The following is a 12283-nucleotide window of genomic DNA, read 5'->3' as shown; positions in this document are numbered from 1 at the left end:
GAACGCCGAAGTTTGCCTGCTGAGGGCACAGCAAAACACCGGGCGTTCCGTGGGGGGAAAGAAAAAGAATTCGGGAGGCGCGCACGGCAATGTAAGCGTCACTTCAACCTCAAATATGGTCGCATACTGGTGTGACCAAATCAAGGGGTTAAGTGGAGGCTTTGAGCGTGACCGAATCAGCTGAACCACACGGAGTCGAAATGCCCACGCAACAGGTGTCGGCCCGTAGACACCCCCTTCTGCTCCTCCTCGTCGTGCTTCTCGCGCTCGAATTCGCTGCAATGGCCATCGTGTCGATCGCCATGCTGGTGGCGCTGTTCCGGGCGGAGGCCGACACGCTCGCGGGCGGCATCGCGATTCTCGTGCTCGGAGTCATCGCGACGGTCTGGCTCGGGTTCATCGTCGTCGCCGCCTCTCGGGGGCGAGCGTGGATGCGCGGGGCGGCCATCGTCTGGCAGGTGATCATGTTCGCCGTCGGGGTCGGTTGCTTCCAGGGGTTCACGGCGACGCCGGCCGCCGGGTGGGCGCTCGTGCTGCCGGCCCTGGCCGTGGTGATCTTGCTGGTGTCGCCCCCGGTCGTCAGGGCTACGACGGCGCGGTAGCCGGATCCTGGCGCTTGGGCTCGTGGTTTGAGGGCGCTTGCAAATTCGAAGGAGAAACCGCGCCCCCATGACGAGAAATCAAGGATCCGGCCCGGCCGCCGCGAGAATCTCCTTCGAATTCGGAGGAGCCCCGGATCAGCCGGCGTCGAGCCCGAGCTTCTTGCGCAGGCTCTTCACGTGGCCGGTCGCCTTGACGTTGTAGAGCGGGAGGTCGACCGACCCGTCTTCGCCGACCACGATCGTGGAGCGGATCACGCCCGTGACGGTTTTGCCGTAGAGCGACTTCTCGCCATAGGCGGCGTAAGCCTTGTGCACTTCGAGGTCGGTGTCGGAGAGGAGCGGGAAGTTGAGGCCCTGCTCGTCTCGGAATTTCTGCAACGCGGGAGCCTCGTCTTTCGAGACGCCGAGCACCTGGTAGCCGGCCGACTTCAGGGAGTTGATGTTGTCGCGGAAGTCGCAGGCCTCCGTCGTGCACCCCGGCGTCGACGCGGCCGGGTAGAAGTAGACGATCACTTTCTGGCCCCGGAAATCGTTGAGCGAAACGGGTGCGCCCGACTCGTCGGGGAGGGTGAAGTCGGGTGCCGCGGCACCCTTCTCGAGGCGTTCAGACATGGTTCTCCTTGGGGGATCGGATGCGGCAGGCATGTGTTCGGGGCCTGTCGAATCTCATGCTAATGTTGTTCCTCGGTTGGGAAACTCTGGTTTCCACAGCCACTGCACCTCTAGCTCAATCGGCAGAGCAACTGACTCTTAATCAGTGGGTTCTCGGTTCAAGTCCGAGGGGGTGCACGAACGAAAAAGATCCCCGGTGGTCGAAGCGAAGCTTCTTCCCCGGGGCTTTTTCGTTGGTGCTGGTCTGGTCCGCGGACGTGCCTTCGGCAAGGCAATCTCGGGTGTTCGCGGCAAGCCGCTTCCCCGGGATTTTCGTTGTGCTGGTCTGGTCCGCTCCGCGGACGTGCCTCCGGCAAGGACAGACGGGGCCGCTCCGCGGACGTGCCTCCGGCAAGGACGATCCCGGCGGCGGCGACTCAGGCGCGCGAGGGCGACACGTCGACCACCTTCGAGTCGCGACGCACGACGAAACCCATCGCCTCGTAGAGACCCCTCGCCGGGTTGCCGTGGGCGACGTGCAGGAACGCGCGATCGCCGTCGAGCCGGATGCCCCGCGCGACCTCGGTGATGAGACGCCGCGCGTAGCCGCGACCACGGACTTCAGGATCCGCGCACACCGCGCTGATCTCGACCCACCCGGGCACGCTCAGACGTCGCCCCGCCATCGCCATGAGCCGCCCGTTCTCCACGACGCCGACGTACCCGCCGAACTCCACGGTGCGCGGGAGGAACGGCCCCGGACGGGTCAGTGAAGTCAGCCGGAGCATCTCGGTGACATCTGTCTCGTCGAGGTCGACGATGTCGGAGAGCCGTTCCCCACAGGTGTCGACGTCGTCGTCGGTCAGCTGGGTGAGACCGAGGTCGAGGTGCGTCTGCCAGCCGTGCGGCACGCGGAACTCGGACGGCACGAACATCGCGATCGTGTCCGCGCCCGCGATCGTCGCGAGGGAGGCCCAGTCGTCGTCAGTCGCGTCGAAAGGAATGGAGCCGAACGGTGCCACGTCGCTCGGATAGCGCAGGGCGGTGCCTTTGGCGAGGGCGTGGTGGGCGTGGCGCGTGCGGAGAGCGAGGCCGATCGGGTCGTCGAGAGGGTGCGCGTTCATGGTGCGTCAACGCTAGCGGCCTGCAAAGACATTCCCCGTCGAGGTCGATGACGGTCTACCGTATGGCCCGTTAACATGCTTTTCACACGCGGAAACGTGGCCGAAACACCAAACGGTATACCGTTTTGACATGAGCCGAAACGACACCGTATCGCTGGAGACAAGCCGATGAGCGGGTTCCGACTGGTGGGCGTGCTGCACCTCCCGCCCCTGCCGGGCGCGGCCAACTACGAGGGACGCCCGGTCGCCGAGATCGCTTCTGCCGCTGCCGACGACGCGCGGATCCTCGAGGCGGCCGGGTTCACCGACGTCATGATCCAGGACGCGAGCGACGAACCCCAGCCGACTCTCGTGGGCGCCGCGACGGTGGCAGCGCTGGCCGTCGTCGGAGCCGCCGTGCGCGCAGCCACCACGATCGGACTCGGCGTGGTCGTCGGCCACAACGACGGACCGTCGGGCGTCGCCATCGCGCACGCGGTCGGCGCCTCGTTCGTGCGGGTCAAGGTGCTCACCGGCGTCTCCATCGGACCGACCGGGTGGATGGAGGGCTGCTCGCTCGAGGTCGCCCACACGAAGCGCCTGCTCGGCAGCGACGTCGAGATCTGGGCCGATCTGCACGAGGCCACGAGCCTGGCCCTCAGCGGAGATCTCGCCTGGGCGGCTGCTCAGGCCCTCGACTTCGGCGGTGCGGATGCGGTCATCGTCACTCGCGACTCCGGCGTCGCCGATGCGGTGGCCGACATCGCCGCTCTCCGTGCCAGCGGTGCCGTTGGCGCCGACGTGCCCGTCTACATCGGCGGGCGCGTGAACGGCTCGAATCTGGCGACCGCCGTGGGCGGCTCGGACGGCGCGATCCTCGGCAGCGTTCTGAAAGACGGCGACGGCTACGACGCCCGAATCGACCCGACCACCGCTACTTCTCTCGGCGACGACGCCCGCGGCCACCTCGCCTGAACTCCTGACACCAGAAAGCGCCTCATGAACTCCACCGCTCTCGATAGCCCGCTCCTCGCCCCGGGAAGCCCGCTCGACGACCGCCAGAAAGCCGTCGTCGAGCGCGTCTCCGCGAAGGAGCGCGCCGGGATCCTGGCCCTGCCGACCGACGACCCGCTGGACCCCGAGCGCCGTCGTCGCGTCGACGCGACTCGCGGGGAGATGCTCGGTCAGCCGCAAGCCATCCGCGCCACCTGGGAGCGGAACGCCGACATGCTGCCGAGGGTCGCGGGGCGCATCGCCGAGAAGACGATCGATCGGGTGTTCCTCGTCGGTGCCGGTGACTCGCTCGCCGTCATGATCGCCGCACGCCGCACCCTCGAGCTGATGCTCGGCGTGCCGTGCGAGCCGGTCCAGGCCCTCGAATTCGCCTATTACCAGCAGCACCTCGTCACGTCCGACTCGCTCGTCATCGCCCTGTCGAGCTCGGGGGAGACGACCCGCACCGTCGAAGCCCTCCTGGTCGCCCAGCACGCCGGCGCGCTGACGCTGGCCCTCACCAACACGGTGGGCTCGACCCTCGACGTCGAGAGCGAGAACACCCTGCTGCTGCAGGCGACCCGCGTCGGCTGGCCCACGCAGTCGTCGACGACGGCCCTGTCGCTGCTGCTGCTGCTCGCGACCGAGGTCGGCCTGTACCGGGGCGTCGAGGCGGCACCGCGACTGCGCGCCGAGCTCGAGACCCTGCCCGAGGTGATCGCCGGAGTGCTGGCCGACCTCGACGAGCCGATCGCCGAGATCGCCCGCATCGAAGCCGAGCGCACCATGTACCTCTTCTCGGCCGGCGGGCCGAGCTGGGCCGCCGCCATCATCGGCGCCGCCAAGGTCAAAGAGACGAGCCCCGATCACGCCGTCGAGATCCAGGTCGAGGAGTTCCACCACTACAACAGCCAGAAGCCCGGCGAGCCCATGTTCTTGTTCGCGCCCACGGGGCCGTCGGTGCCGCGAAGTGTCGACACGGGGCGTGACGCGCATCGCTACGGCGGCACGCTGTACGTCGTCACGTCCGAGGGCGAGGGGGCGTTCGACGACTTCGCCGATGGGATCCTGCGCTTGCCCGCGGTCTCAGAGGCGCTCAGCCCCCTGGTCACCGTGATCCCGGCCCAGATGATCGGCTACCACCTCGGTATGGCGAAGTTCCATGCCGCAGAGGCGCATGCCGCTGAGGCGCAGCGCGATGCCTGACCCGATCGAGAAGGCTGGGTCGACTGAGAAGTCTGAGTCGACGTGGAAGTCGCTCGTCTGCATCGGCAACCTCACGATCGACGAGGCGGTGCACGGCGGCGTCCCGTCCGAGCCGGCCATGGGCGGCGACGCGGCCTACGCGGCTCTGTCGGCGAGAAGGATCCTGCGCGACGTCACCATGCTCGCGCCCGTGGGCAACGATCTGCCCGCGACCGTGCTCGATCAGCTGTCTGCGGCCGGCATCGCCATCGACGATCTGCCCGAGCGCGACCTGCCCACCGTCCGCAACACCGTGACGTACCACGACGACGGCTCGCGCACCTGGGCCATGCACGACGACGACGCCCACTTCGACGCCCTGTCGGTCTATCCGGCCGACGTGCCGGGCAGCGTGCTCGACGCCGACGGCATCGTCCTCTCGGCCACGAGTCTCGAGTCGCAGCTGGCGCTCACGCCGTGGCTCCGCCAGAACTCGGAGGCCGCCCTCTACCTCGACCTGCAGGAGGATTACCTCGAGGGCAACCGCGAGGCTCTCCTCGCCATCGTGGCCGTCTGCGACGTCTTCCTGCCGAGCGAGATCGAGGCGGTGGCGCTCGCCGAGACCACCGATCTCGAGCGAGCCGCCCGCTTCTTCGCCGGGCTCGGGCCGTCGGTCGTCGTCATCAAGCGGGCCGACAAGGGGGCACTCGTGCTGGAGAACGACACGGTGACCCTCGTGCCGAGCGCCCTGGTCGATGCGGTCGACTCGACCGGCGCCGGGGATGCCTTCTGCGGCGCCTTCGCGGCGGCGCACCTGCTTTCGGGCGACGCCGTCGAGGCGGCGAACCGAGGATCCGAGGCGGCACGGGTCGCGATCTCGGACTTCGGTATCGCGGGTCTTCTGCGTGTCTCCGCGGAGGTGCGCCCGTGACCGGCCCGTTCCGCATCGCGATCGTGAACCCCAACACGACCTCGGCCATGACCGACCGCGTCGTCGCCGCGGCCGCGCCGTCCGCTCGGCCCGACACGACCCTGCTCGCCATCACGCCGACGACCGGGGTGCCGAGCATCGAGAGCCACGTCGACGAGGTGCACGGCGCCGTCAGCGTGCTGACCGAGGTCGAACGGCTCGAACTGCTGCCCGACGCCGCGCGCCCCCACGCCTATGTCATCGCCTGCTTCGGCGACACCGGCCTGCCGGGTGCACGCGAGGCCGCGCGCGGCCCCGTCGTCGGCATGACCGAGGCGGCCCTCGTGACCGCGACGCAGCTCGCCCACCGCTTCACGATCATCACGATGCCGGAGCGCACCCGCGAGCAGTCCGACCGGGTCGTCCGCACCCTCGGGCTCGGTCACCGCGCAGTCGTCCGTGCCGTCGACGAACCGGTCGCGGCCGTCGAAGACTCCTCCCTGCACCTGCTCGACCTGTTCGTCGCCGAGGGGCGCCGGGCGCTCGCCGACGATCACGCCGAGGCGATCGTGCTCGGCTGCGCCGGGTTGGCCGACCTCGTCGAACCGCTCGGGCAGGCACTCGGCGTCCCGGTGATCGACGGGGTGGCCGCAGCGGTCTCGCTCGCGGAGGGCCTTCTCGCCCAGGGGCTCGGAACGTCCCGGATCAGCACCTGGGCCCGCCCCACCTCTGGAGGTGCCGCATGAGTCGCACGCTCTTCACCGACGTCTACGTCTACGACGCCGACAGCGAAGCCGGCATGTTCGGCCCGACCGACGTGCTCGTCGAGGGCACGAGTATTCGCCGCATCGGCGCCGAAGCCGCGGCGCAGTTCACCGCAGCCGAGGCCCGAGAGGGCGACGCCCGCATCGACGGCGGCGAACACCACGTGCTGGTGCCGGGGCTCATCAACGCCCACTATCACTCGCCGGCGAACCACCTCAAGGGGCTGCTGCCGAGCCTGCCGCTCGAGAGCTTCATGCTGTATGAGTCGCCGGCGGATCCTCGTCTTCGTCCCTCTCCTCGTGAGGCCTACCTGCGCACCATGCTCGCCGCGATCGAGATGCTCCGCACGGGCACGACGACGGTGCAGGACGACGCCTTTCTGATGCCGCACCCGACGCCCGACATCATCGACGCCGTGATGCAGGCCTACGCCGACAGCGGCATCCGGGCGAGTGTCGCTCTCGACCAGCCGACACTCACCGAGCGCGACAAGCTGCCCTTCATCGGCGGCTACGACGACGAGGCGGTGCAGGCGGCGCTCGATGCCGAGGCGCCTCTCGGGGCGGCCGGACTCCTCGAGAACTACGACCACCTCTTCGGCACCTGGCACGGCCGGGAAGACGGTCGATTGACCGCCGCGGTGTCGATCTCGGCGCCCCAGCGGGTCGACGTGCCCTACTTCGAGGCGATCGACGACCTCAGCCGGCGGCACTCGGTTCCGCTTTTCGCTCACATGCTCGAGACGAAGGTGCAGCGCACGCTCGCGACCGAGCAGCAGCGGTTCGCCGGCCGCTCACTCGTCGAGTACACGGCCGACCTGGGCCTGCTGAGCGACCGGATGAACGTGATCCACGCGGTCTGGACCGACGACTGCGACCTCGAGCTCATCGCCGACGCCGGTGCCGTGATCGCCCACAACCCGGTGAGCAACCTTCGCCTCGGTAGTGGCGTCGCGCCCTACCGGCGCATGCTCGACCTCGGCATCCCGGTCGCACTCGGCATCGACGAGGCGATCTGCGACGACTCCGCGAACCTCTGGGGCGTCGTCAAGACGGCGGGTCTCATCCACAACGTCGGCGGACGACCGAGCGACGAGTGGCCGACCGCGCGAGAGGTGCTCGACAGCCTCTGGCGCGGGGGAGCGGCCGCCCTCCTGCAGAGCGATCGGCTCGGCGAGATCCGCGAGGGGTTCGAGGCCGACATCACGATGCTCGACCTCCACGGATCGGCGTTCACTCCGCTCAACGACCTCCGGGGCCAGCTCGTCTACTGCGAATACGGAGCCGACGTGCGACTCACCATGGTCGCCGGCCGGGTGGTCTTCGACGGCTCCCGCGTCACCTCGGTCGACGAGACCGCCCTCCTGGCCGAGGCCCGCGAGGTCTTCGCCCACAAGCTCCCCGTCATCGAGCGGGCGAATCGCGAGGCCGACGCCCTCAGACCCCACTACGACGCAATGATCGCCGAAGCGGCCCGCACCGACGTCGGAATGACCAGATGGATCGGAACTCCCTCATGACGACCACCGCAGACTCCGGCGCGACGCTCGACTCGCACGACCGCTACGACTACTCGCCGATCACCGGGCGCCGCGGAGGCACCTGGCCGGGAGGCAAGAAGCTCGCCGTCTACGTCGCCATCGGCATCGAGGATTACCACTTCGGCGCCGGCCAGACCGAGAACCTCCTCGAGGGCGTTCCTGCCCCCGACCTCGTCAACACGAGCTGGCGCGACTACGGCAACCGGGTCGGCGCGTTCCGCCTGCTCGATCGCCTCAGCGGCCTCGACATCCCCGCCACCATCCTGCTCAACACGGCCGTCTACGACACCGCCCCCGAGCTGCTCGCCCACGCCCGGTCGCTCGGCGCCGAGATCGTGGGGCACGGCGTCTCGAACTCGGATTCGCTCCAGGGGCTCACCGAGGCCGACGAGGCGCACTACCTCCGCGGCGTCTCAGCGCGGATCGAAGCGGAAGAGGGCACGGCGCCTCTCGGCTGGTCGAGCCCGTGGCTCACTCACACCGAGTCGACCGTCGACCTCCTGGGCGAGGGCGGCTACCGCTACCTGCTCGACCTCCGCCTCGACGATCAACCGATCTGGCTGACCACCCGTGCCGAGCCGTTGCTCGCCATTCCCTACGCTCTCGAGCTGAACGACTCCACGTCGATCATCGGCCGCGGCGTCGGGGCCTCGGAGTTCGCCGACATGCTCATCGACGAGTTCGACGAGCTGCTCGACGCGGCGGGCGATCAGCCGCTCGTCATGAGCATCGTCGTGCACTCGTTCATCTCGGGCGTGCCCTTCCGTCTGCGCCAGCTCACCCGAGCGCTCGAGCATCTCGCGGCCCACCGCGACGACGTCTGGTTCACCCAGCCCCACGACATCTACGAGGCGGTTCGAGCGCACGCGACGACCGAGGAGGTCGACCATGTCGGCAACTGACGAGAAGGCCCCGGCCGCGTCGATCGCGAATCTGACTGTCGCCCTCACCCGCGACGGGGTCCGCTCCGAGGTGCTCCGTGGCGTCGACCTCGAGATCCAGCGCGGTGAGATCGTTGGTCTCGTCGGAGAATCAGGATCCGGCAAGAGCGTGCTCGCCCTCGCGCTCATGGGCCTTCTGCCCTCCTCGTCACGCCCGGAGACGACCGGAACCATCACGATCGCGGGTACCGACATGATCGACGGCTCCGCCGAGCAGATCCGCGCCGTCCGCCGGCACGAGCTGGGCGTCATCTTCCAGGATCCGATGACGTCGCTGAACCCGACCATGCGCGTCGGTCGGCAGATCACCGAGGCCACCGGCGACAAGGCCGAGGCGCTTCGCCTCATGTCCGCCGTCGGCATCCAGGACGCCGCCCTCCGCTTCACCGTTTACCCGCACGAGCTGTCGGGCGGTCTGCGTCAGCGGATCATGGCGGCCATCGCCTCGGCGGGTCGACCGTCGCTGATCATCGCCGACGAGCCCACGACGGCACTCGACGTGACCGTCCAGGCGCAGGTGCTCGACCTGCTCCGTCAGCTGCGCGACGAGTTCGGCTGCAGCGTGGTGCTCATCACCCACGACCTCGCCGTCGCGGCCCAGATCGCCGATCGCATCGCCGTTCTCTACGCCGGTCGCATCGCCGAGCTCGGGCCCGCCGACGTCGTGCTCCGGGAGCCGACCCACCCGTACACGGTCGGACTGCTGAACTCTCGCCTCGCGCTCGACACTCCGCGCGACACCGTGCTGCAGACTCTTCGCCCCGAGACGGCGACCGTCGCCGAACGGATGCGCGGGTGCGCCTACTCGTCGCGGTGCCCGCTTGCCGACGACACCTGCCGCGCGCAGCAGCCACCGCTGCTGGCGGTCGACGGGTCGGGTGCGGTGGACGGCTCCGAGCACGTCCGGGCCTGCTGGCGCGATGCGGCGACGGTGCGCGAGCTCGCCCTGACCCGATCGGACGCGCCGCGGATCCTCGTCTCCGGCTCGTCGACAGAGTCGGCCGCACCCGCCGTGGTGGTCGAGGGCGTCCACCAGCGCTTCGTCGTCCGCAGCGGCGGCCGCAAGCGCGAGGTGCACGCCCTGCGCGGCATCGACCTCATGATCGGCGCCGGCGAGGCAGTCTCGATCGTCGGTGAATCAGGATCCGGCAAATCGACCCTGCTCCGAGCGATCGCGGGCCTCGCACCCGTCACCTCGGGGCGCGTCGACGTCGCTCGAGGCGGCGCGCAGATGGTGTTCCAAGACGCGGGGTCGTCGCTCACGCCGTGGCTGAGCGTGGGGGAGATCCTCGGCGAGCGCCTGCTCCCGCTCCGTCTCGGCAAGACGGAGACGGCCGCCCGTGTCGAGACCGCGCTGGAGTCGATCGGCCTTCCGGCCTCGGTCTCTCGGGTGCGGCCGGGCGACCTCTCGGGCGGCCAGCGTCAGCGCGTGGCCCTCGCCCGCGCCACCATGATCCCGCCGGCGGTGCTGCTCTGCGACGAGCCGACCAGCGCGCTCGATGCGTCGCTCGCCGCCAGCGTGCTCAACCTGATCCGCGGCATGCGCGAGGAGCTCTCGATGACGGTGCTGTTCGTCACGCACGACCTCTCGGTGGCTCGTCTCATGGGCGACCGGGTCGTCGTGATGACGGAGGGGCGCATCGTCGAAGACGGCACCGCCGACCAGGTCATCCACCACCCCGAGCACCCGTACACGCGGTCGCTGCTCGCGTCCGTCCCCGAGATCGAGGCCGTCCGATGAGCGCCGATCTGACCGCCCGCCGCTTCGGGGTGCCGCAGGTGACGATCGCGCGGTTCGCCGGTCGTCGGCTCAATCTCGCGCTGGTCGGCCTGCTGATCGTCGTCACCCTGGTCGCGCTGTTCGCCCGGGTGCTCGCCCCCGACAATCCCGTCCAGCCGATCGGTGCCCTCAACCTGCCCCTCGGCTCGGAGGGTCATCTGCTCGGCACCGACGGGATCGGCCGGGACATCCTCAGCCGCACCCTCATCGGCATCCAGACGAGCTGGTTCTCGGCGCTCGTGGTCGTCGCGTCGGGACTCGTGATCGGCGGGATCATCGGGGTGGCCGCGGGAGTCTCGGGCGGCTGGCTCGACAACCTCCTCATGCGGCTCACCGACCTGTTCCTCGCGCTGCCGGGCACCCTCGTCGCGATCGCCCTGGTCGCCGCCCTCGGCTTCGGACTGCAGAACACGCTGATCGGTATCGCGATCGTCTGGTGGCCGTACTACGCCCGGATCATCCGTGGCGAGGCGCGTGCCATGGCCGCCAGGCCGCACGTGGAGGCGGCGCGTCTGGCCGGAATCAGCCGCACCCGGGTCGTCTTCCGGCACATTCTGCCGGGCGTCGTGCCGACCGCGATCGTGACCGCGAGCCTCGACATCGGCAACGTCGTCATCCTTCTCGCCGGGCTGTCGTTCCTCGGCCTCGGTCAGGCGGCTCCGGCCCCCGAGCTCGGCGCCGACACCGCCCGCAACCTGCAGCAGCTGCTCACGCAGTGGTGGGTGCCCGTCGTCCCGGGCCTCGCCGTGCTGCTCCTCAGCCTCGTCGCCAACCTCGGCGGCGACGCCATCCGCAATCTTCTCGCCGGACGCCGTTAGGAGGCCCCGATGACCCGCTTCCTGCTTCGCCGCACCGGCTCCGCCGTCGTGCTGGTGCTCGTGCTCACCGCCGTCGTCTTCGTGCTCCAGGCCGTGTCGCCCGGCGACCCCGTCAAGGCGTACCTCGGCAACAACGCCTCGCCCGCCGCGATCGCCGCCCAGCGTCAGGCCCTCGGGCTGAACGATCCGCTGCCCGTGCAGTACTTCCACTACATCGTGCACGCCCTCCAGGGGAACCTCGGGATGTCGCTGCGCACCCGGCGCCCGGTGATGGCCGACCTGCACGACTTACTGCCGGCGACGGTCGAGCTCGTGGCCGTGGCCTTCGTGCTCGCGCTCCTCCTCGGATCCTTGTATGCCGTATCCGGGTCGCTCCGCTGGCCCGGAGGCGCGTTCTTCCGCGGTCCGCTGCTCGTGCTGGCGACGGCACCGCCGTTCCTCCTGGCACTCGGCGGCATCATCCTGTTCTACGCACAGCTGCAGGTGCTCCCGGCGGCCGGTCGCGGGGTCGACTCGTCAGGCCCCTCCGGGTTCGTGCTCATCGACAGCATCCTCGGCGGCGACGCGAGGGAATTCGTTGCGGGGGTGCAGCACCTGGTGCTGCCGGCGGTGATCCTCAGCATCGCTCCGTCGATCTCGATCGGGCGGATCCTTCGGTCCAGTCTCGATTCGACGCTCGCCTCCGACTACGTGCGCACCGCCCGATCGAAGGGCCTTCGCCCGATCGTCGTGCTCGGCAAGCACGTGGTGCGCAACTCGCTCGGCCCCGGCCTCTCGATGGCGGGTCTCCAGCTCGGCTTCATGTTCGCCGGCGTCGTCGTGGTCGAGCAGGTCTTCAGCTGGCCCGGCATCGGCAACTACCTCGCGGCCAGCATCCCCACCTCTGACTTTCCGGCCATCGCGGGCGTCACGCTCGTGCTCGGCATCATCTACATCGTCGCGAACGCTCTCGTCGACGTTCTCCAAGCCCTCGCCGACCCGCGCCTCAACGCGTGACGGCGTGAAGCCCCACCCCGCTCCATCCCTGCACCACACCCCTCCCGCCGGAGCCTCCC

12 protein-coding genes and 1 tRNA gene are annotated in these 12283 nt (G+C 69.4%); 11 read left to right on the top strand and 2 right to left on the bottom strand.

Going from position 1 to position 12283, the window contains the following annotated elements; genetic code table 11:
- The first annotated feature begins 200 nt into the window (after positions 1–200).
- Positions 201–602, top strand: a complete 402-nt coding sequence (locus VH571_RS04065; RefSeq protein ID WP_055959325.1) for a hypothetical protein — start codon at positions 201–203, stop codon at positions 600–602.
- Between the two features lie 135 nt (positions 603–737).
- On the opposite strand, the gene bcp is transcribed toward VH571_RS04065, so the two are convergent.
- Positions 738–1214, bottom strand: a complete 477-nt coding sequence (gene bcp / locus VH571_RS04060) for a thioredoxin-dependent thiol peroxidase (RefSeq protein WP_055959323.1) — start codon at positions 1212–1214, stop codon at positions 738–740.
- A gap of 104 nt (positions 1215–1318) precedes the next feature.
- Between bcp and VH571_RS04055 the strand changes: the two genes are divergently transcribed.
- Positions 1319–1391: transfer RNA gene (locus VH571_RS04055), tRNA-Lys, on the top strand.
- 239 nt (positions 1392–1630) lie between these two features.
- Here VH571_RS04055 and VH571_RS04050 read toward each other — a convergent pair.
- On the bottom strand, positions 1631–2317 hold the full coding sequence (locus tag VH571_RS04050) for a GNAT family N-acetyltransferase (RefSeq protein WP_423263461.1): 687 nt from the start codon (positions 2315–2317) through the stop codon (positions 1631–1633).
- Between the two features lie 168 nt (positions 2318–2485).
- Between VH571_RS04050 and VH571_RS04045 the strand changes: the two genes are divergently transcribed.
- From VH571_RS04045 to VH571_RS04005, 9 genes are read left to right on the top strand one after another with little or no spacing between them, the layout of a single operon-like run.
- Positions 2486–3271: a BtpA/SgcQ family protein gene (locus VH571_RS04045; protein ID WP_423263460.1), complete on the top strand. Its 786-nt coding sequence runs from the start codon at positions 2486–2488 to the stop codon at positions 3269–3271.
- A gap of 24 nt (positions 3272–3295) precedes the next feature.
- Positions 3296–4495: an SIS domain-containing protein gene (locus tag VH571_RS04040; RefSeq protein WP_423263459.1), complete on the top strand. Its 1200-nt coding sequence runs from the start codon at positions 3296–3298 to the stop codon at positions 4493–4495.
- A complete protein-coding gene (locus VH571_RS04035) occupies positions 4488–5405 on the top strand; it encodes a carbohydrate kinase family protein (protein ID WP_423263458.1) in 918 nt (305 codons plus the stop codon). The genes VH571_RS04040 and VH571_RS04035 overlap by 8 nt, the downstream gene beginning before the upstream one ends.
- A complete protein-coding gene (locus tag VH571_RS04030) occupies positions 5402–6130 on the top strand; it encodes an aspartate/glutamate racemase family protein (protein WP_423263457.1) in 729 nt (242 codons plus the stop codon). Before VH571_RS04035 ends, VH571_RS04030 begins: the two co-directional genes overlap by 4 nt.
- Positions 6127–7668 (top strand): amidohydrolase family protein, encoded by a 1542-nt coding sequence (locus tag VH571_RS04025; protein WP_423263456.1) that lies wholly within the window; start codon positions 6127–6129, stop codon positions 7666–7668. Before VH571_RS04030 ends, VH571_RS04025 begins: the two co-directional genes overlap by 4 nt.
- Positions 7665–8591, top strand: coding sequence for a polysaccharide deacetylase family protein (locus VH571_RS04020; RefSeq protein WP_423263455.1), 927 nt, complete (start codon positions 7665–7667; stop codon positions 8589–8591). The genes VH571_RS04025 and VH571_RS04020 overlap by 4 nt, the downstream gene beginning before the upstream one ends.
- The gene (locus tag VH571_RS04015; RefSeq protein ID WP_423263453.1) at positions 8578–10371 is read left to right on the top strand and encodes an oligopeptide/dipeptide ABC transporter ATP-binding protein; all 1794 of its coding nucleotides are present in this window, start codon (positions 8578–8580) and stop codon (positions 10369–10371) included. The genes VH571_RS04020 and VH571_RS04015 overlap by 14 nt, the downstream gene beginning before the upstream one ends.
- On the top strand, positions 10368–11228 hold the full coding sequence (locus VH571_RS04010) for an ABC transporter permease (RefSeq protein WP_055959303.1): 861 nt from the start codon (positions 10368–10370) through the stop codon (positions 11226–11228). Before VH571_RS04015 ends, VH571_RS04010 begins: the two co-directional genes overlap by 4 nt.
- 9 nt (positions 11229–11237) lie before the next feature.
- Positions 11238–12224 carry an ABC transporter permease gene (locus tag VH571_RS04005; RefSeq protein WP_423263452.1) on the top strand — a complete coding sequence of 329 codons (987 nt, stop codon included), beginning with the start codon at positions 11238–11240 and terminating at the stop codon, positions 12222–12224.
- Positions 12225–12283 lie beyond the last annotated feature (59 nt).

The organism is Frondihabitans sp. 4ASC-45, from assembly GCF_049472575.1.
Classification (GTDB): domain Bacteria; phylum Actinomycetota; class Actinomycetes; order Actinomycetales; family Microbacteriaceae; genus Frondihabitans.
This window is presented reverse-complemented; position numbering and strand designations above follow the sequence as displayed.

Excerpts from the sequence above, each read along its gene's own strand:
- VH571_RS04050 (WP_423263461.1), bottom strand. The coding sequence starts at position 2,317 with ATGAACGCGCACCCTCTCGACGACCCGATCGGCCTCGCTCTCCGCACG.
- VH571_RS04040 (WP_423263459.1), top strand. The coding sequence starts at position 3,296 with ATGAACTCCACCGCTCTCGATAGCCCGCTCCTCGCCCCGGGAAGCCCG.
- VH571_RS04045 (WP_423263460.1), top strand. The coding sequence starts at position 2,486 with ATGAGCGGGTTCCGACTGGTGGGCGTGCTGCACCTCCCGCCCCTGCCG.
- VH571_RS04035 (WP_423263458.1), top strand. The coding sequence starts at position 4,488 with ATGCCTGACCCGATCGAGAAGGCTGGGTCGACTGAGAAGTCTGAGTCG.
- VH571_RS04025 (WP_423263456.1), top strand. The coding sequence starts at position 6,127 with ATGAGTCGCACGCTCTTCACCGACGTCTACGTCTACGACGCCGACAGC.
- VH571_RS04015 (WP_423263453.1), top strand. The coding sequence starts at position 8,578 with ATGTCGGCAACTGACGAGAAGGCCCCGGCCGCGTCGATCGCGAATCTG.
- bcp (WP_055959323.1), bottom strand. The coding sequence starts at position 1,214 with ATGTCTGAACGCCTCGAGAAGGGTGCCGCGGCACCCGACTTCACCCTC.
- VH571_RS04010 (WP_055959303.1), top strand. The coding sequence starts at position 10,368 with ATGAGCGCCGATCTGACCGCCCGCCGCTTCGGGGTGCCGCAGGTGACG.
- VH571_RS04065 (WP_055959325.1), top strand. The coding sequence starts at position 201 with ATGCCCACGCAACAGGTGTCGGCCCGTAGACACCCCCTTCTGCTCCTC.
- VH571_RS04005 (WP_423263452.1), top strand. The coding sequence starts at position 11,238 with ATGACCCGCTTCCTGCTTCGCCGCACCGGCTCCGCCGTCGTGCTGGTG.
- VH571_RS04020 (WP_423263455.1), top strand. The coding sequence starts at position 7,665 with ATGACGACCACCGCAGACTCCGGCGCGACGCTCGACTCGCACGACCGC.